Genomic DNA, 23,431 nt, shown 5'->3' with positions numbered 1-23,431 from the left:
GCCCTGATCATCGGGCCAGAGGGCGGGCACATTCCGTCCGTCGATCAGTCCTGTTGCGGCTCAAGCGCTGCACGAAGACGCTCGATGGCTGCATCACGGGCTTGTTCGCTGTCGAACGAGGCACCGTCGGCAACCGGCTCACCCTTGAGCCACACACCAAAGCCCAGCCCCTCGGCGCGGATATCGACCCCATCGCCTTGCTGCAACTGCTTGCTTGCGGCACCGGCGCTCTTGCCATCGGCAAAGCTGCGGGACAACAGCAGTTGCTCGCCATCGGCAGCCAACAAGCGGAAGCGGAAGCTACCGTCTTCGTCCCGGAAGCTGACGAAGCGCGCGCTCTTGGCGACCTTCTTCTTGACGTTCGCCGTGGTCTGCACGCTGCTGCGGAACGAGCGCAGGCCAACGGCCTCGCGCAATTGTTCCAGGAACGGCGTGGCGATGGTGCGCGCCTTGGCCGCGCCTGCCAGGAGGATGTCCTCCAGGTCCGCAGGCCGCGCGATCAGCTGATGGTAATACTCGCGCTTTTCCGCCAACTGGCCATCGAGCAGCTGGAACAGGCGCTGCTTGGCTTCGCCCCAACCCAGGCCCTGCTCCAGCTCGGCTCGGAACTCGGCGCACTGGGCAGGCGTGGAGAAGGCCTGGAACAGCGTGAACAGGTGCGCGTCGTCCGGGTTCTTGGCTTCACCCGGCGCGCGCGAGTCCGTCACGATGCGCGAAATGGCATCCTTCATGTCCTTGGCGCTGGTGAACAACGGGATGGTGTTGTCGTAGCTCTTGGACATCTTGCGCCCATCCAGGCCGGGCAAGGTGGCCACGCTTTCCTCGATGACCGCTTCCGGCAGTGCGAAGAACTCATTGCCCTGGCCGAACAGGTGGTTGAAGCGCTGGCCGATATCGCGGGCCATTTCCACGTGCTGGATCTGGTCACGGCCAACCGGCACCTTGTTGGCGTTGAACATCAGGATGTCCGCCGCCATCAGCACCGGGTAGCTGAACAGGCCCATGGTGACGCCGGCGTCCGGGTCTTCGCCGTTTTCGACGTTCTTGTCCACCGATGCCTTGTAGGCATGGGCCCGGTTGAGCAAGCCCTTGGCCGCAACGCAGGTCAGCAGCCACGTCAGCTCGGGGATTTCCGGAATGTCGGACTGGCGGTAGAAGGTCACCTTGTCCGGATCCAGGCCACCGGCTAGCCAGGTGGCGGCGATTTCCAGGCGCGAGCGCTGGATGCGCAGCGGGTCGTCGCACTTGATCAGGGCGTGGTAGTCGGCCAGGAAGTAGAACGAGTCCACGCCAGGCTGCTGGCTGGCTCGGATGGCCGGGCGGATGGCACCGGCGTAGTTGCCCAGGTGCGGAGTGCCGGTGGTCGTGATACCGGTTAAGATACGCGTGGTCATGGGTGTTCGCTTATTCAGGCTTGGCTCAGTTCGAAAGGCGTGGCAGCAGCAGATCCTTTAGGTCGGTCAGCTTGCCATGGAAGAAGTGTCCGCATTCTGCCACTTTCAGCAGCTCATGGGGGCGCGACAGGCTGTCGGACCACTCGTAAACCAGCGTCGGTGAAACGACTTCGTCGGCATCGGGTTGCACCAGGGTCACCGGGCACCGTTGCGGCACGGGAAATTGCTCGGTCAGGCGCATGACGGCCGGGGCGATCATGAACAGATGCTGCAAGGCTACGCCTTCGGCTTCCAGGCGGCCAGCCAGGACGGTCGCCACGAAGCCGCCGAAGGAAAAGCCCATCAGCACCAAGGGCAGGCCGGGATGCGCCGCCCGCAGCCAGGCGGCAGCGGCTTGAGCATCAGCCACCTCGCCTTGTCCCATGTCATGGCTGCCGGCACTCTGCCCGACGCCGCGGTAGTTGAAACGCAGGGTCACATACCCGGCATCCCGGGCCGTGCGTTGCAATGTCGAAACCACCTTGTTGAGCATGGTGCCGCCCTGGACCGGGTTGGGGTGACAGATCAGCACGGCGCCACGGGCGTCTGCCACGTCCAGGTAGAGGGCTTCGAGCGGGCCACTGGGGCCGTCGATGAACAGAGGGGTTTCGCGGACAAGCAAGGCACTACTCCGTGACCTTGGGGGAGGTCGATTCGTCTAGGTGAGGAATTCTGTTCTGATTTGCGATCGCTCGCGGTATACAGCGCAGGTCTGAGCCGTTAACGTAAAGCAAAGCCGTTTATAGAGGAAGGACTCGTGGAACTCTCGCTCCTTGTTTGGTTGTTGCCTACCCTGGCCCTGGTCATCGGTGTGGTCGTCGGTTTCGTCGTGGCGCGCCTGTTGCCCAACGCTGCGCCCAGCAGCAGCCAGCGCCAGCTCGATGACATCCAACAGCGTTTCGACAGCTACCAGAACCAGGTGGTGACGCATTTCAACAGCACCGCCGTACTGGTCAAAAAGCTCAACCAGAGCTATCAGGATGTCCAGGATCATCTGGCCGACGGCGCCAACAACCTGGCCCTGGACGAAGTGACGCGTCAACGCCTGCTGGCAGCGCTTCACTCGGAAAGCTCCCACGGTCCGCACAGTCGCCTGACGCCGCCCAGAGACACCGCCGAAGTGCCGCGTGACTATGCACCGAAAACGCCCAACTCACCGGGCATGCTCGACGAGAGCTATGGTCTGAAGCACTGACATTGAAAAAGGCCTCGGAAGAGGCCTTTTTCAATGCACGATCACCATCGACCAGGCGTCCCGCTGCGATAGGGGGACGCCCTTCAGGTCAAGGCTTGCGCCAAGAATGACCGCCCTCGTCGTCCTCTCCGCCAGCGTGGCGAATGATCAGATCAAGTGGGTATGCAGATGCTTTCATGGTGACGCTCCTTTTGGTTGCGCTGGCTCTCTCGCCAGCACCACCAGAATGCCCTCGCCGTCTCTGGACTAGGCAGCGGGCAGCACTTCCTCGCACCCTCATGCGCAGGCGCGCAACGCCTGTTGCACATCTGCCAGCAGGTCCTCAATGTCCTCAAGCCCTACCGACAAACGCACAAGCCCCTCGGAGATACCGTGCTGCGCCCGCTCTTCGGGCGTATAGCTTGAGTGGGTCATGCTTGCCGGGTGCTGGGCCAACGACTCGGCATCACCCAGGCTCACAGCGCGCGCGAACAGGCCCAGCGCATTCATGAAGCGGCGTCCGGCGCCAAGGCCGCCCTTGAGTTCGAAGGCGATCATGCCGCCGGGCAGGCGCATTTGCCGCTTGGCCAAGTCGTGCTGCGCAAACGACGGCAAGCCTGGGTAGTGAATCAACTCCACCTGCGGCTGACGCGACAGGTAGTCGGCGACCTGTTGGGCGTTCGCGCAATGCCGGTCCATGCGCAGGGCAAGGGTCTTGATGCCGCGCATCAGCAGCATGGCGTCCTGGGGTGAAAACACCGCCCCGGTCATGTCCTTGAGCCCTTGCAGACGAATGCGATCGACCAGTGCCTGGCGGCCCACCACCAGGCCAGCGGTAATATCGCCATGGCCGCTGAGGTACTTGGTGGCCGAATGCACGACCAGATCAGCGCCCAGTTCCAGCGGCCGTTGCAGGTAAGGCGTGCAGTAGGTGTTGTCGACTACCACCAGCACATCGCGGCCGCGTACCGCTTCGGCCACAGCGGCAATGTCGACCAGCCGCATGGTCGGGTTGGCGGGGGTCTCGAAGTAGATCATGCGCGTCTTGTCACTGAGCGCGGCGCGCAGCGCATCGGCATCGTTGAGGTCGACGTGGCGGATGGTCACGCCAAACGTCCCGATGCCATGGTGCATGAAAGCAAAGGTGCACCCATACACGGTCTGCCCGACGATCAACTCATCGCCCGGGCGCAACAGGGTCCAGAGCGTGGACGTGATGGCGCCCATCCCCGACGCCAGCGCAAGGCCCGCCTCCCCGCCTTCAAGCGAAGCCATGCGCGCTTCGAGCACATTCAGCGTGGGGTTGGAGATACGGCTGTAGAAATGTCCGACCTGTTCACCGGCAAAACACGCCGCGCCGTATTCGACGGTGGGGAAGGCATAGGTAGCGGTTTGGTAGATCGGTGGTACCAGTGCACCGCCGTGCGCGAGCGGGTCGTAGCCGTGATGGATGGCACGCGTTGAAAAACCGTTGTCGTGTCGGGAGTCGCGCATGGCAACAGCCTCTTGTGGGTTTGATCTAAGCTTATGCCACTGCAACCCAAGCATTTTTCCAAAATGACCAGCCCATCAGCGCTGCTTTGGAACAAAAACAAGAATCGTGAATACTTGAGGGCAAAGTATGCCTGCACCTTTGGACCGCATTGACCGCGCACTGCTCGCGGCCTTGCAGAATAATGCCCGCCTCACCGTCGCCGAGCTTGCGGACCTGGTATCGCTGACCACTTCGCCATGCTGGCGCAGGGTCAAGCTGCTGGAAGAGAACGGTTATATCACTGGCTACCGGGCCACACTTTCACCCAAGTCGCTAGGGTTCGGAGTAACTGCCTTCGTCAGCATCATGATGGACTCCCACACCAAGCCCATGGCGCTGGCGTTCGAGCAGCGGCTGATGGAGATACCCGAGATTGTGGCCTGCCATAACATTTCCGGGCGGTACGATTTTCTGCTGGAAATCGTGGCAAGGGACTTGGAGGCCTTCGGAGAATTTGCCCGTGAAGTGCTTCAGCGTCTGCCGGGAGTGAAGGAAATTTATTCGAGTTTTTCCTACAAGGCGGTGAAGGAAAGACGAGTGATACCTGTGTCGGAGAAGCATATCTAGGCTCTGTGTGAAAAGCCTTGATACTCGGTGATGCTGGGTTGGAAACAGCCTGGATCGCCAGCCCGGTCGAAATGCTCATTTACAACCCGTAAAGTCGAACGCGACTCCGACCGTTCCTCGGCTGTTTTCGCCTTGCCTGACCTTCTTCTCAAGACTTTTCATACAGAGCCTAGGACAAGTTCCGAGCGATAAACAATGCCCGCAGCCGCTCTAGACGCCCGCCAGCCTAACCAAATGCCTGCTTGACCAAGTTGTCGAACAGGCTGTAGGCCGGCAGCACTTCACGACGATGATCCTCATCGCTGGCGTCCAGAGGTGTGACAGCATCCCTCCGGATATTACTTGCTATTCAGCACCGTGACCGACACTGAGGCATATGAGATTCTAAAAGTTGTAAAAGTGTGATGGCAGGTGAACGGAAAAGGAGATTTCAATGCTAGTAAAAAGCAGCAAGGCCCTGACTACCTAGGGCCTCAACTTCGAGGTGGCCTAGGTGCCAGCTGAGTTATAGATCACATCAAGCAAGGCTGCTACTCCATCACCGAATCTAGCCATCAGCAACAGCTGTTGTATTCAGCGCCAAATAAACTGCTTGCTCAGGTGATAACTCCTGAGAAAAATCGGCGACAGCGAAATACACATGGGGGCGAAAAATCAAATCCACGAGTCGCTCATTAGGTACATTCACCTCCAACATAAATAACCAAAAATCAACCTCATGTTCAGCCCCTTCACACTCCATGACCCTTCGCATCATCTCAACCAGCTCATCGGTAGTAACGTCGGGAACCGGCTTGATATAGGGTTCGTATAGGACTTTACGGACCCAAGTGTCATGATCTTGGCCACCGTAGATGCCTTGAAAATCCACGAAATCAAAGGAAGTTGAAGCTAGCTGATTAAACTCGAGAACCATGTGTTCCGTCAGGTCGCGTTCCCCGCAGTCTATTTCCTCAGAAAGACTAGTAAGCTTCAAAACTAGTTTCTCATCAAGTTTGGGTGGCATTAATTCACTACGCAAAGCCATACAGCCCCTCCACTGCTGGAATTTATAACGGCGCTTTTTGTGCCTAAAAGCACACTCATATTTTCAATGAGCGATTGAAGCTTACCTGACGGATTAAGTTTTAACTTGTAGGATCCGTCTGAATACATCATGAGCGCCTGCTCCCTAAGAGAAAATATATGCCACGGCGAACACCCTTAACCGACACCGACGACGAAAGAGAAGGATGCTCCGAACAAGGCATGGCGCGGCTCTTGGCGCGGAGAGCGTCAGAGGAGCTTGCAGGATTCAGAATTAAAAATCGCTAGCCTCCCGGGTATGGATACAGCTCTGAGGCTTAGGGAAGACTCTTTGCACGCGGCGGTAAATGGCACCAGTTTTGCCAGTGTTCGCGGCTATAGCTCCTGGTTGCGCAACCTTTCAGATTCTCAGCAAGACAGTTGCTCTTACGGACCCCGCAAAAGCAACGGATTACGCGTATACAAAAAACCCGCCGAAGCGGGTTTTTTTGCAAGCCAGCGATTAGATCGCCCCACGCTGCCTCAACACATCCAGCACGAGCTTGACCCCTTCTTCCACGCTGGTGGCCTGGGTATCGATGACCAGATCGGCATCCAGTGGCACATCGAACGGGAAGCTTTCGCCTGGAATGTTGTCGCCTTCGGCGGCATACAGGCCCTGCGGATCGCGTTCGCGGCACACCAGTGGCGAGGCCTGAACGTAGACGGTCACCAGGCGGTCCTTGCCGATCAGGGCCTTGGCCTGTTCGCGGCCTTCGGCATCCGGGGCCACGAAGGCGGCCAGGGTCAGCAAGCCGGCTTCGTTGAACTGGCGCGCCACATGGGCGGCGCGGCGCCAGTTCTCGGTACGGCCAGCGCGATCCTGTGGCAGGCCCTTGTTCAGGTCATGGCGCAGGTTCTGCCCGTCGAGTACATAAACGGCACGGCCCATGTCGAACAGTTTGCGCTCCACAGCGTAGGCCAGGGTGCTCTTGCCAGCGCCGGACAGGCCGCTGAACAGTACGGTCGCCGGCTGCTGGCCAAAGCGCAGGGCACGCTCTTCGGTCGAGACATGCGCCGACTTGCCATGCTGCCCGGCACTGCCATGGGGCAGTACAGGCTGGGCGATGATCATGCCGGCGCCCACGGTGCCGTTGGTCAGGCGGTCGATGACGATGAACGCACCGGTGGTGCGGTTGCTCTCGTAGCCGTCCAGCGCAATGGCGCTGTCCAGGGATACCTTGACGCGACCGATCTCGTTCAGCTGCAAGGCGCTGGCAGCGCCTTTTTCCAAGGTATTGACGTCCACCTTGTGGGTGATGCTGGCAATCGAACCCGGCACGTAGCTGGTCGCACGCTTGATGTCGTACTTCTTGCCCGGCAGCATCGGCTCTTCGGCCATCCACACCAGCATGGCTTCGAACTGGTCGGTCACAGGCGGCACATTGTCGGCATGCACCAGCAGGTCGCCACGGGAGATGTCGATCTCGTCTTCCATGGTCAGGGTCACGGCCTGACCCGGGCCTGCGCTTTCCAGCTCGCCTTCGTAGGTGACGATGGACTTCACCCGGCTGCTCTTGCCCGACGGCAGCACGACGACTTCATCGCCCTTGTGCACCACGCCGCTGGCCAGGGTGCCTGCAAAACCACGGAAGTTCAGATTGGGGCGGTTGACGTACTGCACCGGGAAACGCAGGTCGGTGAAGTTGCGGTCAGCCGCCACTTCCACGGTTTCCAGGATTTCCATCAATGTCGGGCCGGTGTACCACGGCGACTGCTCGCTGTGGTTGACCACGTTGTCACCCTTGAGCGCGGACATCGGCACGAAGTGCAGGCTGCTCGGCGTCAGGTTGATGGCTTCGGCGAAGGCCAGGTAGTCGGCCTTGATCGACTCGAAGACGCCTTCATCGAAGCCCTTGAGGTCCATCTTGTTGACGGCGACCACGATGTGCTTGATGCCCAGCAACGAGGCGATGTAGCTGTGGCGGCGGGTCTGGGTCTGCACACCGTAGCGGGCATCGACCAGGATGATGGCCAGGTCGCAGGTGGAAGCGCCGGTCGCCATGTTACGTGTGTACTGCTCGTGGCCCGGGGTGTCGGCAATGATGAACTTGCGCTTGGCCGTGGAGAAGTAACGGTAGGCCACGTCGATGGTGATGCCCTGCTCGCGCTCGGCCTGCAGGCCATCGACCAGCAGCGCCAGATCCACTTCCTCGCCTGTGGTGCCGGACTTCTTCGAATCACGGGTGATGGCTTCGAGGTGGTCCTCGTAGATCATCTTCGAGTCATGCAGCAGGCGCCCGATCAAGGTGCTCTTGCCGTCATCCACGTTGCCGCAGGTCAGGAAACGCAGCAGTTCTTTGCGCTCGTGCTGAGCCAGATAAGCGAGGATGTCTTCGCTGATCAAATCGGATTGGTGACTCATCTCATTCAAGCTCCAAGCTGTCAGCTTCAAGCGGCAAGCTTGTCGGCGTACAACTAGTTAGAAATTAGGTTGATCAACCCACTTGGCATTCTGGAGCGCTCGCGGGCCATGCAGGCGGCAATCCACAAGGTTCGAACGCTGCGCGTTCGTTTGCGCTTGCAGCTTGCCGCTTGAAGCTTAGAAATAGCCCTGGCGTTTCTTGTCTTCCATGGACCCGGCGCCGTCGTGGTCGATGACCCGGCCCTGGCGCTCGGAGGTGCGGGTCAGGAGCATTTCCTGAATGATGTCGGTGAGCGTCTCGGCTTCGGACTCCACGGCGCCCGTCAACGGGTAGCAGCCCAGGGTACGGAAACGCACCTTCTTCTTGACGATGCGGGCTTTTTCTTCCTCGGACAGATGCTCGAGGATGCGCGCGTCGTCGATCATGATCAGGGTGCCATTCTTCTCGATGACTTCGCGCTCGGCGGCGAAGTACAGCGGCACGATCGGGATGCCTTCGAGGTAGATGTACTGCCAGATGTCCAGCTCGGTCCAGTTCGACAGGGGGAACACGCGAATGGACTCGCCTTTGTTGACCTTGCCGTTGTACACGTTCCACAGCTCAGGGCGCTGGTTCTTCGGGTCCCAGCGGTGCTTGCTGTCACGGAAGGAGTACACGCGCTCCTTGGCTCGCGACTTTTCTTCGTCGCGGCGCGCGCCACCGAAAGCGGCATCGAAACCATGCTTGTCCAGCGCCTGCTTGAGGCCCTGGGTCTTCATGATGTCGGTGTGCTTGGAGCTGCCATGGGTGAACGGGTTGATGCCCTGCGCCACACCCTCGGGGTTGACGTGGGTGATCAGGTCGAGCCCCATTTCCTCGACCATCTTGTCGCGGAAGCGGTACATCTCCTGGAATTTCCACTGGGTGTCGACGTGCATCACCGGGAACGGCAGCTTGCCGGGGAAGAAAGCCTTGCGCGCCAGGTGCAGCATCACGGCGGAATCCTTGCCGATCGAGTACAGCATGACCGGGTTGTCGAACTCGGCGGCCACCTCGCGGATGATATGGATGCTTTCCGCCTCCAGCTGTTTCAAGTGCGTCAGTTTGTCGACCATGGCTACTCACGAAAAACGATCTTATGGACGGCCAGCGGGCCGTGTTCGAGCGAGCCACTCTATCACAGCAGATGCTTCTATTTAGGCGCCTGGATAGATCGAAAGCGTCTAACCATATGACTGAGGGTTTGGGCTGCGAGTCGGCGCTCAAGCCTGCCAACCCATTGTCACGCGGCCTGCGCCGACAGGTCGGTCAGATCGGATTGGGGCAGTCGATGAACAGGTGCTCCACGGCAAAACGCCGTGCCAGGTAATCGCCCAATGCCTGCACGCCGTAGCGCTCGGTCGCATGGTGCCCTGCGGCGATGAAGCTCACGCCGTTTTCGCGGGCGCTGTGGTAGGTCTGTTCCGACGCTTCGCCGGTCAGGTACAAGTCCACCCCGGCCGCGATCGCCGTGTCGATGTACCCCTGCCCGCCGCCGGTGCACCACCCCACACGACGAACGACTCTGTCTTCTTCGACCAGCAACGGCTCACGCCCCAGCACATCCTGCACACGGCGGGCAAAATCGCGGGCAGTCATGGGTTGGGCCAGCGACCCGACCAGCCCGACCACCTTGGGGTTGTCTGGGTCTAGCGGGCCCTCTACGGTGATCTGAAGCTGTTGCGCCAGCTGCACGTTGTTGCCCACTTCCGGATGGACGTCGAGCGGCAGGTGAAAGGCCAGCAGGCTGATGTCGTTGTTGAGCAGGGTTTTCAGGCGTCGCTGGCGAATGCCGGTGATGCAGGGGTTTTCCCCCTTCCAGAAATAACCATGGTGCACCAGCACGAGATCGGCTTGAGCCTCAACGGCTGCATCGAGCAAGGCCTGGCTGGCGGTCACGCCAGTGACGATGCGCCCGACCTGCGGCCGGCCTTCGACCTGCAAGCCGTTGGGGCAATAGTCCTGGATCCTGCTGCTGCCCAGGTAGCGCTCGGCTTCTTCGACCAATGTACTCAGCGCGACGGCCATGGGAAATCTCCTCGAAAAAACTGCGTGCCTGCCAGGCGCAAGGCCTGGCGAAGGTCCGTATAATGCCGGCCATTATGGGCCGTCGTCGGCACTGGGGGAACCGGTGTATGATCGCGCGCCCACGCTCCACTGCGCGGCCCAAGGCCCCGGCTCTTTCCAGGATTCGTTCATGTTCAAGGCTCTGCGTTACTTTGGCTGGCCCCTGCTCACCGGCGTGCTCATCGCCGCCCTGATCATCCAACGCTTTCCGGAGTGGGTCGGCTTGCCCAGTCAGGATGTCAACCTGCAACAGGCGCCCCAGTCCACGCAGGTGGTGCAGGGCCCGGTCTCCTATGCCGATGCCGTTACCCTGGCTGCGCCTGCGGTGGCCAACCTGTACACCACCAAGGTGGTGAACAAGAGCTCGCACCCGCTGTTCGAAGACCCGCAGTTCCGCCGGTTCTTCGGCGACAACCTGCCCAAGCAACGCCGCTGGGAGTCCAGCCTGGGCTCGGCGGTGATCATGAGCCCCGAGGGCTATCTGCTGACCAACAACCATGTGACCAGCGGCGCCGACCAGATCGTCGTGGCGCTCAAGGATGGCCGGGAAACCTTGGCCAGGGTGATCGGCAGCGACCCGGAGACGGACCTGGCGGTGCTCAAGATCGACCTGAAGAAACTGCCGGCCATCACCATCGGGCGCTCCGATACCATTCGCATCGGCGACGTGTCCCTTGCGATCGGCAACCCGTTCGGGGTCGGCCAGACCGTGACCATGGGTATCATCAGCGCCACCGGCCGTAACCAGCTGGGCCTGAACAACTACGAAGATTTCATCCAGACCGACGCGGCGATCAACCCGGGCAATTCGGGCGGCGCCCTGGTGGATGCCAACGGCAACCTGATCGGCATCAACACTGCCATCTTCTCCAAATCGGGTGGCTCGCAAGGCATCGGCTTCGCCATTCCAGTGAAGCTGGCCCTTGAGGTGATGAAGTCGATCGTCGAGCACGGCCAGGTCATCCGGGGCTGGCTGGGCATCGAAGTTCAGCCGCTAAGCGCAGAGCTTGCCGAGTCGTTCGGCATGAAGGACCGGCCAGGCATCGTGGTGGCGGGCATTTTCCGCGAAGGCCCGGCAGCCAAGGCCGGTCTGCAGTTGGGGGATGTGATCCTGAGCATCAACGGCGAGCCGGCGGGCGATGGCCGCCGGTCGATGAACCAGGTGGCGCGCATCAAGCCCAACGAAAAGATCACCATCGAGGTAATGCGCAACGGTCAGCAGCTCAAGCTGATCGCCGAGGTAGGCCTGCGGCCACCGCCAGCGCCGGTGGCCAAGCAGGAAGAAAAGTAACGCAAGTGCCCAGCACGTGGGCGCTTGGGATTGGCCTGCGGCGCCACGCAGGCCAATCGCTCTTCTACTGCATCAATGCAGAATCTGGCTCAGGAACAAGCGCGTGCGGTCGCTCTGCGGCCGGTCGAAGAAATCGTCCGGTGACGCCTGCTCGACGATCTCGCCCTTGTCCATGAAGATCACCCGGTTCGCCACAGTGCGGGCAAAACCCATTTCGTGGGTTACGCAAAGCATGGTCATGCCATCTTCGGCCAGGCCAACCATGGTATCGAGCACTTCCTTGACCATTTCCGGATCCAGCGCAGAGGTCGGCTCATCGAACAGCATGATCTTGGGCTTCATGCACAACGCCCGGGCGATGGCCACGCGCTGCTGCTGACCACCGGACAACTGCCCTGGGTATTTGTGCGCCTGCTCCGGGATACGCACTCGCTCCAGGTAGTGCATGGCGATTTCCTCGGCCTTGCGCTTGGGCATCTTGCGCACCCACATGGGGGCCAACGTGCAGTTTTCCAGAATGGTCAGGTGCGGAAACAGGTTGAAGTGCTGGAACACCATGCCCACTTCGCGGCGGATGGCCTCGATCTGCTTGAGGTCGTTGGTCAGCTCCACACCGTCAACCACAATTCGCCCTTGCTGGTGTTCTTCCAGGCGGTTCAGGCAGCGGATGGTGGTGGACTTGCCCGAGCCCGAGGGCCCGCACAGCACGATGCGCTCGCCTTGGCGAACATTGAGGTTGATGTCCTTGAGCACATGGAACTGGCCATACCACTTGTTCACGCCCTGCATCTGGATGATGCCTTCGGGGCCGGCAGGCTGCTTGATCGCTTCACTCATTTCGAAACTCCTAACGCTTGTGGCCAGTGTCCAGCTTGCGCTCCAGGTGCATGGAGTAGCGGGACATACCGAAACAGAAAATCCAGAAAACCAGGGCGGCGAACACATAGCCTTCGGTGGCCATGCCCAGCCAGGCCGGGTCGGCGGCAGCTTGCTTGACGCTGTTGAGCAGGTCGAACAGGCCGATGATGATCACAAGGCTGGTGTCCTTGAACAGGGCGATGAAGGTGTTGACGATGCCAGGGATAACCAGCTTGAGTGCTTGGGGCAGGATCACCAGCCCCATCGAGCGCCAGTAGCCCAGCCCCATGGCGGCGGCGGCTTCGTACTGCCCCCTGGGGATGGCTTGCAGGCCCCCACGCACCACTTCGGCGATGTACGCCGACTGGAACAGGATCACCCCGATCATGGCCCGTAGCAGCTTGTCGAAGCTCATGCCCTCGGGCAGGAACAGCGGCAGCATCACCGACGACATGAACAACACCGTGATCAGTGGCACGCCTCGCCAGAACTCGATGAAGGTTACGCACACCACTTTCACCGCCGGCATGCGCGAGCGCCGCCCCAGTGCCAGTACGATCCCCAGGGGCAAGGCCCCGACGATGCCCACGGTGGCGATCACCAGCGTCAGCATCAGGCCACCCCACTGGCTGGTCGGTACCGTCTCCAGGCCGAACAGTCCGCCGTGCAGCAGGGTGTAGGCCACCAACGGGTACAGCACCAGGAACCCCAGGCCGTAGACCGCCTTGCGCGGGAAGCTGCGGATGAACAGTGGCGCTGCGCCCAGCACCGCCAGCCATACCGTCAGGTCCACCCGCCAGCGCATCTCGGATGGGTAGTAGCCATACATGAACTGGCCGAAACGCTGCTGGATGAACACCCAGCAGGCGCCTTCCTTGGTGCAGTCGGCACGGGTGGTGCCCACCCAGTTCGCGTCGATCAACGCCCACTGCAGCAGCGGCGGCACGATCAGCCAGACCAGGTAGATGGCGAACAGGGTAAGCAGGGTGTTGAGCCAGCTGGAGAACAGGTTGGCACGCATCCAGGCGAGCACACCGACGGTCTTGACCGGAGGCGGCATGTCAGGTTTGAAAACATGGGCATTCACAGGCGTGTCCTCACCGTTCGATCAGCGCGATGCGCTTGTTGTACCAATTCATCAACAGCGAAATGCTGATGCTGATGGCCAGGTAGACGCTCATGGTGATGGCGATCACTTCGATGGCCTGGCCGGTCTGGTTGAGTACGGTGCCGGCGAACAACGAAACCATTTCCGGGTAGCCGATGCCTGCGGCCAGCGAGGAGTTCTTCGCCAGGTTCAGGTACTGGCTGGTAAGCGGTGGAATGATCACGCGCAGCGCCTGCGGGATGATCACCTTGCGCAAGGTTGGCCCCTCGCGCAGCCCTAGCGAACGCGCAGCCTCGGTCTGGCCGTGGCTGACCGAACGGATGCCCGAGCGCACGATTTCAGCGATGAACGCCGCCGTGTAGATCGTCAAGGCCAGGGTCAACGCCAGCAGTTCAGGGATCAGTACCCAGCCGCCGACAAAGTTGAAACCCTTGAGTTGCGGCACCTCCCACTGCACGGGGCTGCCGAACAACAGCACACAGGCACTTGGGATGGCGATCATCAGCGCCAGCCCTACCCAGAACTTGTGAAACGGCTGACCGGTTTCTTCGAAGCGCCGGTTGGCGCGGCGCACCATCAACACGGTCGCCAGCACAGCTACCAGCAGGGCAGCCAGGAAGGGCCAGAAGCCTTCTGCCATGGAGGCCCCAGGCATGTTCAGGCCGCGGTTGCTGATGAAGAACGCGTCGTCGATGTTGATGCTGCCCCGCGGCCCTGGCAGGGTCAGGAACACGGCGAAGTACCAGAACAGGATCTGCAACAGCGGCGGGATGTTGCGGAAGGTTTCCACATACACGGTAGCCAGCTTGTTGATCATCCAGTTCGGCGACAGCCTGGCGACACCGATGATGAAGCCCAGCAGGGTGGCCAGCACCACGCCGATGAGGGTCACCAGCAAGGTGTTGAGCAGCCCGATGACGAACACCCGCGCGTAGCTGTCCGACTCCACGTAGGGAATCAGGTGCTGGGCGATGCCGAAGCCGGCACTGCGGTCAAGAAAGTCAAACCCCGAGGTGATGCCCCGGTGCTGCAGGTTGGTTTGCGTGTTGTGAAACAGGTACCAGCCCAGACCGACCACGAAGACGATAGTCAGTAGCTGGAACAGCCACGCGCGCACACGTGGATCGCTCAGGGATAAACCCTTTCGTGCGCCAATTGAATTTTGCATGAAATGCCCCGAAGAAAAGGGTAGCGGACCGCCTGCGGCGGCGGGATGCCGCCGCAGGTGCAACCATCAGCGCACAGGGGGTGCGTACTGGATGCCGCCGTTGTTCCACAAGGCATTCATGCCACGGTCGATCTTCAGGTCGGTGCTCTGGCCAAGGTTCTTCTCGAACACTTCGCCGTAGTTGCCCACTTGCTTGACGATCTGCACTACCCAGTCTTTGGGCAGCTTGAGGTCCTTGCCGTACTCGCCGTCGCCACCGAGCAGACGCGCCACGTCCGGGTTCTTGGTGCCCTTGGCCTCGGCCTCGACGTTCTTGGAGGTGATGCCGGCTTCCTCGGCATTGAGCATGGCGAACAGGGTCCACTTGACGATGCTGAACCACTCCTCGTCACCCTTGCGCACGACCGGCCCCAACGGTTCCTTGGAAATGGTTTCCGGCAGTACCACGTAGTCAGCTGGGGCAGCCAGCTTGGAACGCTGGGCGAACAGTTGAGATTTGTCCGACGTCAGCACATCGCAACGGCCAGACTCCAGGGACTTGGCGCTTTCATCCGAGGTGTCGAAGGTGATGGGGGTGTATTTCAGGCCGTTGGCGCGGAAGAAGTCCGATACGTTCAGTTCGGTCGTGGTGCCGGCCTGGATGCAGATGGTCGCGCCATCGAGCTCCTTGGCACTGGATACGCCAAGCTTCTTGTTGACCAGGAAACCTACGCCGTCGTAATAGGTGACCCCGGTGAACATCAGGCCCATGCCGGCATCGCGCGAACTGGTCCAGGTGGTGTTGCGCGACAGCACGTCGACTTCGCCCGATTGCAGCGCGGTGAAGCGTTCCTTGGCGTTGAGCTGGCTGAACTTGACCTTGGTCGCGTCCCCGAACACGGCTGCCGCCACGGCGCGACAGACATCGGCGTCGATCCCGACGATCTTGCCTTGTGCATCCGGAACCGAGAAGCCAGGAAGACCGTCACTCACGCCACACTGGACGAAGCCCTTCTTCTTAACCGCATCGAGCGTCGCCCCGGCCTGGGCCGTACTCACAGCGCCCAGGGCAGCGGCAGCGGTCAGGACTGCCAGGGTGGTTTTCAACATCTTCATTCACAACCTCCAAATCGCTCTTGTTGTATCGAGCCGGAATTGCACCGCACCCTTTTGAGGCGCATCCGACCCGTATTGGCTTGTTATTGGGTCACTTGGCGCAATGGGCTGTTCTGTGACAGCCTTCGCGTGCAAAGGGTGTTACCGTCTCGGCCTGTCCTTTGCATCACAGATGGAAGTGCAAACCGCGTACCAGATTGCGTGGCTTGAGCGTTTAAGCACGAGTCAAGTAGGGAAAGTTGCATCGTTGCGACATTCTTTTTCCGACTCGCCGGGCGCGCGCCTTCTTTTCAAGCACGACCTCTTCCACACGCACGTTTTCGGAGCAGCCATGACCGACCCACTCATTCTCGAACCTCAAAAAGCCGCAGATGCCTGTGTGATCTGGTTGCACGGCCTGGGCGCGGACCGTTACGACTTCCTACCGGTGGCCGAATTCATGCAGCAGCATCTGCTCACGACCCGGTTCGTCATGCCCCAGGCGCCGACCCGGCCGGTGACCATCAACGGCGGCTACGCCATGCCCAGTTGGTACGACATCAAGGCCATGACGCCGGCCAGGGCCATCGACGAGGCCGAGCTCGATGCCTCGGCCGAGCAGGTCATCGCCTTGATCAAGGCCGAGCAGGCCAAGGGCATCAGCCTGTCGCGCATCTTCCTGGCCGGGTTCTCCCAAGGCGGCGCCGTGGTGCTGCACACGGCCTATATAAAGTGGCAGGAAGCACTGGGTGGCGTGCTGGCCCTCTCCACCTATGCCCCCACCTTCGCTGACGAGCACACGCTGAGCGCGTGCCAGCAACGCACCCCGGCCCTGTGCCTGCATGGCGTGCACGACCCGGTGGTGATCCCATCGATGGGACGTACGGCCTTCGAGTACCTGAACACCTGGGGCGTCGCTGCCCGCTGGCACGAGTACCCAATGGAACATGAAGTGGTCGTCGAAGAGCTGAACGACATCCTCCAATGGCTGACCACGCAACTTCAGTAAGCCGCGCGCACGGGGCGTTCAAGGCCATTGCACTACGCCGAGCAGGGATCTTGCATTACACTGCCCGGCGTACATTCCTTAACCAATTGACGAGATGACCGTGCTCAAGGCACTCAAGAAAATATTCGGCAAGGGAGACATTGCCCCCCAGGCCACTGCGCCCGCTGCCAGCATTGCCCCGGCGCCAGCGGCCCCCCAGGCCCATGCGCCATCGGCCCCTGCCGTTGCGCGCAGCCAGCCTGCCGCCCAGGTCGAACAACCTGCCGCTACCAAGCCTGCCAGCGACAAACCGCGTCGAGAGCGCAAGCCAAAGCCCAAGCCCCAGGCCAGCCTGTGGAAACCGGAGGACTTCGTGGTCGAGCCCCAGGAGGGCAAGACGCGTTTCCACGACTTCAAACTCTCCAACGAGCTAATGCACGCCATTCACGACCTGGGTTTCCCCTACTGCACGCCGATCCAGGCGCAAGTGCTGGGCTTCACGCTGCGCGGCCAGGATGCGATCGGCAGGGCCCAGACCGGTACGGGCAAGACTGCCGCGTTCCTGATCTCGATCATTTCCCAGCTGCAACAGACGCCCCCGCCCAAGGAACGCTACATGGGCGAGCCACGCGCACTGATCATCGCCCCCACCCGCGAACTGGTGGTGCAGATCGCCAAGGACGCGATCGCCTTGACCAAATACACCGGCCTGAACGTGATGAGCTTCGTCGGCGGCATGGACTTCGACAAGCAGCTCAAGGCCCTGGAAGCACGGCACTGCGACATCCTGGTGGCTACGCCCGGCCGCCTGCTGGATTTCAACCAGCGTGGCGAGGTGCACCTGGACATGGTCGAGGTGATGGTGCTGGACGAAGCCGACCGCATGCTGGACATGGGCTTCATCCCGCAGGTGCGCCAGATCATTCGCCAGACGCCGCCCAAGAGCGAGCGCCAGACGCTGCTGTTCTCGGCCACTTTTACCGATGACGTGATGAACCTGGCCAAGCAGTGGACGACCAATCCCGCCATCGTCGAGATCGAGCCCGAGAACGTGGCCAGCGAAACGGTCGAGCAGCACGTTTATGCGGTGGCTGGCAGCGACAAGTACAAGCTGCTGTACAACCTGGTGACCCAGAACAAGTGGGAACGGGTAATGGTGTTCGCCAACCGCAAGGACGAAGTACGCCGTATCGAGGAAAAACTGGTACGCGATGGTGTCAATGCCGCGCAGTTGTCCGGCGATGTACCCCAGCACAAGCGTATCCGTACCCTCGAGAACTTCCGTGAGGGGCGCATCACGGTGCTGGTGGCGACCGATGTGGCTGGACGCGGGATCCATATCGACGGCATCAGCCATGTCATCAATTTCACCCTGCCGGAAGACCCTGACGACTACGTGCACCGGATCGGCCGTACCGGCCGGGCAGGCACCAGTGGCGTATCGATCAGCTTTGCTGGCGAAGATGATTCGTACCAGTTGCCTGCGATCGAGACGCTGCTGGGGCGCAAGATCAAGTGCGAGATGCCACCTGATGAGTTGCTCAAGCCGGTGCCGCGCAAGCACGCCTGATCGGGTTGGGCCGGTCAGGTCGATCTGCCCAAGCTCCTGGCCGCCGGACCGGCCTCGATGGGCCGCGCAGCGGCCCTGGGCACCACAGATCCCCGGGCGTTCGTGCAGCGCCCAAGGTCAATCGCTCCCCCCTATCCCCATCGTCCCGCCGCGTCCTGATCGCTCTGACGCCCTTCCACCCATCGTTCCCCTTGCCCGGTCGTTTCCTTCTTCCAGAACGGTGCCCGGGTCTTCAGGTAATCCATGATGAAGTTGCAAGCCTCGAACGAGGCCTGCCGATGGGCACTGGCCACGCCGACGAACACGATCGGCTCGCCGGGCGCCAAATGCCCCACGCGGTGCAGCACCTCGACCTTCAACAACGGCCAGCGCTGCTGTGCCTCGGCCACGATCTTGGCCAGGGCCTTCTCGGTCATGCCGGGATAATGCTCAAGCACCATGCCCGCCACCTCCTGGCCGTCGTTGAAGTCCCGCACGTAGCCGATGAAACTGACCACTGCCCCGACACCCACGTTGGCCGCATGCAAGGCGTTGGTCTCAACGCCCGGATCGAAAGCGCCTTCCTGTACCCGAACGGCCATGCTCAACCTCCGGTCACAGGCGGAAAGAAGGCCACTTCGTCGCCGTCTTGCACAGGCTCATCCAGCCTGCACAATTCCTCGTTGCGCGCGCACATCAGGTTTTGCTCGGCCAGCACCTGGTAAGGCTCGCCTCTACCCACCAACGCCAGGCGCACATCGTCCACTACCCTGAACGTCCCTTCGAGCGACTCGCTACCGCGCTCCAGCCGCTCCCGGTAGCGAGCGAAATACATCACCTTGATCTTCATCAGCCTTGCACCTTGTACGGGCCGCTTTTGCCGCCCAGCTTCTCCAGCAGGCGCACTTGCTCGATGACCATGCCCTTGTCCACGGCCTTGCACATGTCATAGAGGGTCAACGCGGCTACGCTGGCCGCCGTCAGCGCTTCCATCTCCACACCGGTCTGCCCGGCCAGCTTGCACCGGGCGACGATACGCACTGCATCACTGCCCTCGGCGCTGAGCTCGACCTTGACACTGGTCAGCATCAGCGGATGACACAACGGAATCAGGTCGCTGGTCTTCTTCGCCGCCTGGATGCCGGCGATGCGCGCCACGGCGAAGACATCACCCTTGGGGTGCTCACCGTCGACGATCATCTGCAGGGTGTGCGGCAACATGCGCACGCGGGCTTCGGCCGTGGCCTCGCGCTCGGTCACGGCTTTTTCAGTGACGTCGACCATGTTGGCCCGCCCTTGGGAATCAAGATGTGTCAGCACTGCTCTGCTCCTGTGAAGGGAGCTGAGAGTGTAAACCGGTGGGTCAGGTTTGAGCAGGGGCCAGGCCGACGCATTGCGGCCCGAAGCCGCCGGGCGGTGAACCGCCCGGCGTGCGGGGCTACTACATGTGTGACTCGGCGAACTCGGCCAGCACCGACCGAGGCACCCCTTGCAGGGTGATGTGCACGCCATGGGGGAAGTCCTTGAAGCGTTCGGTCAGGTAGGTCAGGCCCGAACTGGTCGCGGACAGGTACGGTGTATCGATCTGCGCCAGGTTACCCAGGCACACCACCTTCGATCCCGCGCCAGCACGGGTGATGATGGTTTTCATCTGGTGCGGCGTGAGGTTCTGGCACTCATCGATGAGGATCAGGCTCTGCTGGAAGCTGCGACCACGGATGTAGTTGAGCGATTTGAACTGCAGCGGCACACGCTCGAGAATGTACTCGACACTGCCGTGGGTGCTTTCATCGTCCATGTGCAAGGCTTCGAGGTTGTCGGTAATGGCGCCCAGCCAGGGCTCCATCTTCTCGGCCTCTGTTCCCGGCAGAAAACCGATCTCCTGGTCGAGCCCCTGCACGCTTCGGGTGGCGATGATGCGCCGGTAGCGCTTGCTGACCATGGTCTGCTCGATGGCCGCTGCCAGTGCCAGGATGGTCTTGCCCGACCCCGCCGCCCCGGTCAGGTTGACCAGGTGGATATCCGGATCGAGCAGCGCCAACAGCGCCAGGCTCTGATGAATGTCACGCGGTTTCAGGCCCCAGGCTTCCTGGTGCAGCAGCGGCTCCTGGTGCAAGTCGAGCAGCAGCAGTTCGCCCTCGCGCGTGCCCTTGATCCAGCCGACGAACCCTTGCTCATCAATGATGAACTCGTTCACGTGCACCGCTGGCAGCGGCTCGGCCAGTTGCACCCGGTGCCAGGTACGGCCACGTTCCTGACGCGTGTCGACCTTGCTGACCCGGTCCCAGAACGAGCCGGTGACTGAATGGTAGCCCTTGGACAACAGCGACACGTCGTCGACCAGCTGGTCGGTGCTGTAGTCCTCGGCGGCGATGCCGCAGGCACGCGCCTTCAGGCGCATGTTGATGTCCTTGGTGACCAGCACCACGTCCAGGTCAGTGCGCCGTGCCCGGACTTCGAGCAGCTGATTGATGATGATGTTGTCGTTGAGGGTTTCGGGCAACAGCTTGCTCGGCTCATTGCGCGGGGTCATGAGGATGGACAGATACCCTTTAGGCCCACTCTTGCCACGCTGGATGGGTACCCCCTGCTCCACCACGCTGGGCGAGGCATCACCCAGCGTCTGGTCGATCAGGCGGATGGCCTGGCGGCATTCGGCAGCGATACTTTGCTTACCGGCCTTGAGCTTGTCGAGTTCCTCCAGCACCGTCATGGGTATGGCGACGTGGTGCTCCTCGAAGTTGAGTAATGCGTTGGGGTCGTGAATCAGGACGTTGGTATCGAGCACATAGAGGATTGGCTTGCTGGAGGAAGGGGTGCGTCCTTGGTCATCCATACTCGGTCACCTTATGTCGAAGCGGCACGGCGTGGTCTGTTACGCCGCGGAGTGACTGCCGTTCTTCCCGTATCCGCGTTGTTACGGGCGGGAAGCGATCTGGCCAGGTGGACCGATGTGACGCCACCTGTGCTGCAGGAATCGGCTGTCTGGTTTCTTCATACCGCAAAAGCCATGACCGGAAAAAGCATTTTCATACGATTGCCAACTTTATTTTTCCGATTGACGAACAGGCCTTGGCGCCAGCGCCAAGCAGGTCTACAGTCAGAAGTCAGGTTGCTGCTCGCCCTGTCCATATTCGCGACAATCCTGCCAACCAATACCGCTTTGCACGGTGTGCTCAAGCAGCCATTGCACCGCAGGCCTGGCCTTGGGCAAGGCGTCGTGAAACTGGATCACGCCTTTGCGCCATAGCAGCATCAAGGTCAACACACGCTCGGCTGAGGCCTGCGCACTCAAGCCCGAGTCGTCCCGCGCATCGATATCCCACAGCGAGACCTGCAACTGCTGACGCTGCATGAATGCCTGGCCGTCGGCCCGCCGCTGGCCATACGGTGGGCGAAACAGCGGCACATACTGCTCGGGCAGGTCTGCCCGCACCCGTGCCTGGCTGCGGCTGATCGAGGCCTGCCAATCCGTCCACTGCGCATGGGACCGGTATTCCCACCCCTGAATGCCTACGCACTGGCCAGCATACAAGCGCCGCAGGGCCGCCAGCGACTCGCCGTCGCGACGTTGCTGCAAACGGCTGCCGAGCACGAAGAACGTCCCGTCGAGTTTCTGCTTGCGCAAGTAGGCAGTCAGCTCGTCGGTGGTGCCTGCCGCCGCGCCCGGCCCACCGGCAAAGGTGAGCAAAAACAGCCGGTCATTGAGTTCATCGCCGTTGCGCTCGGCTGCAGACAGCCGCTGTACCTCGCTGCTGGTCTGGGGCAACAACGCCGCCTTGCGCAGTTGCTCGTTCAGGTACTGCTCATGAAATTGCCGGCTGGGCTCGATCCAGCCGGTGTAGAACTCACCCACATCGGTGGCGAAGGTCGCAGCTTGCAAGCGCAGTTCGGCCATCGACGTCACCGCATAGCAAAAGGACGCATCTTGCTCGCAACTGCGTTGCGCCTGTTGATAACCCTGCCAAAGACGCTGCCACAGCCGCGCCCGCACCTGCCTGATCTTCTGCAAGTTGACCTGCCGCAGGCCCAGCCGGGCTGCCAGGGCGTTCTCGTCGAGCAGCTCGTTCTCGTGCAGTACCCGGGCGAACGAGAGGATTTCGGCCCGCGACGCCACATCGAACAGCGCAGGGCTGTCCAGTTGCTCGGGCCACAGGCCACGGTCCAGGCTGGCCGGCGTGGAAGGGGCGGCTTGCACGGCCAGGCTCAACAGGCCAGTCAGCAGGGCTGAAACGACGCGCACGGTCAGGGCTCCGTTCAAGGAAAACAGGCACTATAGCCGCTGCATCGGCCATGGGCGTTGACTATTGTCGCCATAGTTTGGACTTGCCTCGTCCAACCCTTAGAATCCCCGCTCTTTGATGCCAGGAGCAGATCCGATGCTGACGGTGATTTCCCCCGCCAAGACCCTCGACTACGACACCCCACCGGTGACCGAGCGCTTCACCCTGCCCCGCCACCTCGACCATTCTCAGGAACTGATCGAGCAGCTGCGAGAAATGAGCCCGGCGCAGATCAGCGAACTGATGCACCTGTCCGACAAGCTCGCGGGCCTGAACGCCGCGCGTTTCGGCAGCTGGACACCCACGTTCACGCCAGAGAACGCCAAGCAGGCCCTGCTGGCCTTCAAAGGTGACGTCTACACCGGCCTGGACGCCCAGACCTTGAGTGAAGACGACCTCAGCTACGCCCAGGATCACCTGCGCATGCTCTCCGGCCTCTACGGCCTGCTGCGCCCTCTGGACCTGATGCAGCCCTATCGCCTGGAAATGGGCACCAAGCTGGCCAACGCCCGCGGCAAGGACCTTTACGCGTTCTGGGGCACGCGTATCAGCGAGTGGCTCAACGAGGCCCTGGCCGAACAGGGCGACGATCTGCTGCTGAACCTGGCCAGCAACGAATATTTCAGCGCGGTCAAGCGCAGCGCCCTGAAGGCCCGGGTGATCAATGTGGACTTCAAGGACCTGAAAAACGGCCAGCACAAGATCATCAGCTTCTACGCCAAGAAGGCGCGCGGCATGATGAGCCGCTTCGTCATCGAAAAGCGCATCAGTGACCCAGCGCAGCTCAAGCAGTTCGACGTGCAGGGGTATTACTACAGCGCCGAGCAGTCGAAGGTCGATCATCTGGTGTTCTTGCGCGATCAGCCCGAAGCATAGGGCGCCGAGCGC

22 protein-coding genes are annotated in these 23,431 nt (G+C 61.3%); 6 read left to right on the top strand and 16 right to left on the bottom strand.

The window, feature by feature from the left end; genetic code table 11:
* Nucleotides 1-44 precede the first annotated feature (44 nt).
* Entirely contained in the window at nt 45-1,394 is a 1,350-nt protein-coding gene (locus CWR53_RS04545) for a tryptophan--tRNA ligase (protein WP_058604940.1), read from the bottom strand.
* Between the two features lie 25 nt (nt 1,395-1,419).
* Nucleotides 1,420-2,055, bottom strand: a complete 636-nt coding sequence (locus CWR53_RS04540) for an alpha/beta hydrolase (RefSeq protein ID WP_100850924.1) — start codon at nt 2,053-2,055, stop codon at nt 1,420-1,422.
* Between the two features lie 135 nt (nt 2,056-2,190).
* Here CWR53_RS04540 and CWR53_RS04535 point away from each other — a divergent pair, with 135 nt between their 5' ends.
* Nucleotides 2,191-2,628 carry a YhcB family protein gene (locus tag CWR53_RS04535; RefSeq protein ID WP_023534478.1) on the top strand — a complete coding sequence of 146 codons (438 nt, stop codon included), beginning with the start codon at nt 2,191-2,193 and terminating at the stop codon, nt 2,626-2,628.
* 276 nt (nt 2,629-2,904) lie between these two features.
* On the opposite strand, the gene CWR53_RS04530 is transcribed toward CWR53_RS04535, so the two are convergent.
* Entirely contained in the window at nt 2,905-4,101 is a 1,197-nt protein-coding gene (locus CWR53_RS04530; RefSeq protein WP_058604938.1) for a methionine gamma-lyase, read from the bottom strand.
* Nucleotides 4,102-4,228: 127 nt separating this feature from the next.
* On the opposite strand from CWR53_RS04530, the gene CWR53_RS04525 reads away from it, so the two are divergent.
* A complete protein-coding gene (locus tag CWR53_RS04525; RefSeq protein ID WP_058604937.1) occupies nt 4,229-4,708 on the top strand; it encodes an Lrp/AsnC family transcriptional regulator in 480 nt (159 codons plus the stop codon).
* Between the two features lie 547 nt (nt 4,709-5,255).
* Here CWR53_RS04525 and CWR53_RS04520 read toward each other — a convergent pair.
* From CWR53_RS04520 to CWR53_RS04500, 4 genes are all read right to left on the bottom strand, one after another.
* On the bottom strand, nt 5,256-5,735 hold the full coding sequence (locus CWR53_RS04520) for a hypothetical protein (protein WP_058604936.1): 480 nt from the start codon (nt 5,733-5,735) through the stop codon (nt 5,256-5,258).
* Nucleotides 5,736-6,236: 501 nt separating this feature from the next.
* Nucleotides 6,237-8,138: a sulfate adenylyltransferase subunit CysN gene (gene cysN / locus CWR53_RS04515; RefSeq protein WP_027914462.1), complete on the bottom strand. Its 1,902-nt coding sequence runs from the start codon at nt 8,136-8,138 to the stop codon at nt 6,237-6,239.
* Nucleotides 8,139-8,315: 177 nt separating this feature from the next.
* Nucleotides 8,316-9,233 carry a sulfate adenylyltransferase subunit CysD gene (cysD, locus tag CWR53_RS04510; RefSeq protein WP_058604935.1) on the bottom strand — a complete coding sequence of 306 codons (918 nt, stop codon included), beginning with the start codon at nt 9,231-9,233 and terminating at the stop codon, nt 8,316-8,318.
* Nucleotides 9,234-9,426: 193 nt separating this feature from the next.
* Nucleotides 9,427-10,185, bottom strand: coding sequence for a Nif3-like dinuclear metal center hexameric protein (locus CWR53_RS04500; protein ID WP_049696503.1), 759 nt, complete (start codon nt 10,183-10,185; stop codon nt 9,427-9,429).
* A 169-nt stretch (nt 10,186-10,354) separates the two neighbouring features.
* Between CWR53_RS04500 and algW the strand changes: the two genes are divergently transcribed.
* Nucleotides 10,355-11,515 (top strand): Do family serine endopeptidase AlgW, encoded by a 1,161-nt coding sequence (algW, locus tag CWR53_RS04495; RefSeq protein ID WP_023534328.1) that lies wholly within the window; start codon nt 10,355-10,357, stop codon nt 11,513-11,515.
* Between the two features lie 72 nt (nt 11,516-11,587).
* Here the strand turns inward: algW and CWR53_RS04490 are convergent, their stop codons facing one another.
* From CWR53_RS04490 to CWR53_RS04475, 4 genes are all read right to left on the bottom strand, one after another.
* Complete coding sequence (locus CWR53_RS04490) at nt 11,588-12,352, bottom strand: amino acid ABC transporter ATP-binding protein (protein ID WP_027914459.1); 765 nt, start codon at nt 12,350-12,352, stop codon at nt 11,588-11,590.
* Nucleotides 12,353-12,362: 10 nt separating this feature from the next.
* Nucleotides 12,363-13,460, bottom strand: coding sequence for an amino acid ABC transporter permease (locus CWR53_RS04485; protein ID WP_100850922.1), 1,098 nt, complete (start codon nt 13,458-13,460; stop codon nt 12,363-12,365).
* 10 nt (nt 13,461-13,470) lie between these two features.
* Complete coding sequence (locus CWR53_RS04480; RefSeq protein WP_100850921.1) at nt 13,471-14,649, bottom strand: amino acid ABC transporter permease; 1,179 nt, start codon at nt 14,647-14,649, stop codon at nt 13,471-13,473.
* A gap of 66 nt (nt 14,650-14,715) precedes the next feature.
* Entirely contained in the window at nt 14,716-15,744 is a 1,029-nt protein-coding gene (locus CWR53_RS04475; RefSeq protein WP_058604931.1) for an amino acid ABC transporter substrate-binding protein, read from the bottom strand.
* Nucleotides 15,745-16,075: 331 nt separating this feature from the next.
* On the opposite strand from CWR53_RS04475, the gene CWR53_RS04470 reads away from it, so the two are divergent.
* Together CWR53_RS04470 and rhlB are read left to right on the top strand one after the other, a co-directional pair.
* Nucleotides 16,076-16,732: an alpha/beta hydrolase gene (locus CWR53_RS04470; RefSeq protein WP_058604930.1), complete on the top strand. Its 657-nt coding sequence runs from the start codon at nt 16,076-16,078 to the stop codon at nt 16,730-16,732.
* Between the two features lie 100 nt (nt 16,733-16,832).
* Nucleotides 16,833-18,281 (top strand): ATP-dependent RNA helicase RhlB, encoded by a 1,449-nt coding sequence (gene rhlB / locus CWR53_RS04465; protein ID WP_058604960.1) that lies wholly within the window; start codon nt 16,833-16,835, stop codon nt 18,279-18,281.
* Between the two features lie 131 nt (nt 18,282-18,412).
* On the opposite strand, the gene moaE is transcribed toward rhlB, so the two are convergent.
* The 5 genes from moaE to CWR53_RS04440 all read right to left on the bottom strand — a co-directional run bounded on the left by moaE (nt 18,413) and on the right by CWR53_RS04440 (nt 22,503).
* Nucleotides 18,413-18,862 (bottom strand): molybdopterin synthase catalytic subunit MoaE, encoded by a 450-nt coding sequence (gene moaE, locus CWR53_RS04460; RefSeq protein WP_058604929.1) that lies wholly within the window; start codon nt 18,860-18,862, stop codon nt 18,413-18,415.
* A 2-nt stretch (nt 18,863-18,864) separates the two neighbouring features.
* Nucleotides 18,865-19,110, bottom strand: a complete 246-nt coding sequence (locus tag CWR53_RS04455; RefSeq protein ID WP_058637177.1) for a MoaD/ThiS family protein — start codon at nt 19,108-19,110, stop codon at nt 18,865-18,867.
* Nucleotides 19,110-19,580 (bottom strand): cyclic pyranopterin monophosphate synthase MoaC, encoded by a 471-nt coding sequence (moaC, locus tag CWR53_RS04450; protein WP_023534451.1) that lies wholly within the window; start codon nt 19,578-19,580, stop codon nt 19,110-19,112. Before moaC ends, CWR53_RS04455 begins: the two co-directional genes overlap by 1 nt.
* A 121-nt stretch (nt 19,581-19,701) precedes the next feature.
* Nucleotides 19,702-21,096, bottom strand: a complete 1,395-nt coding sequence (locus CWR53_RS04445; protein WP_100850920.1) for a PhoH family protein — start codon at nt 21,094-21,096, stop codon at nt 19,702-19,704.
* 264 nt (nt 21,097-21,360) lie between these two features.
* A complete protein-coding gene (locus CWR53_RS04440; RefSeq protein WP_100850919.1) occupies nt 21,361-22,503 on the bottom strand; it encodes a polysaccharide deacetylase family protein in 1,143 nt (380 codons plus the stop codon).
* Nucleotides 22,504-22,639: 136 nt separating this feature from the next.
* On the opposite strand from CWR53_RS04440, the gene yaaA reads away from it, so the two are divergent.
* Nucleotides 22,640-23,419, top strand: a complete 780-nt coding sequence (gene yaaA, locus CWR53_RS04435; RefSeq protein ID WP_100850918.1) for a peroxide stress protein YaaA — start codon at nt 22,640-22,642, stop codon at nt 23,417-23,419.
* The last annotated feature ends 12 nt before the right edge of the window (nt 23,420-23,431 follow it).

Origin of the sequence: Pseudomonas sp. SGAir0191, assembly GCF_002812565.2 — a bacterium.
Taxonomy (GTDB): domain Bacteria; phylum Pseudomonadota; class Gammaproteobacteria; order Pseudomonadales; family Pseudomonadaceae; genus Aquipseudomonas; species Aquipseudomonas parafulva_B.
Note: the sequence above shows the minus strand (reverse complement) of the source record. Positions and strands in the feature narration are given on the sequence as shown.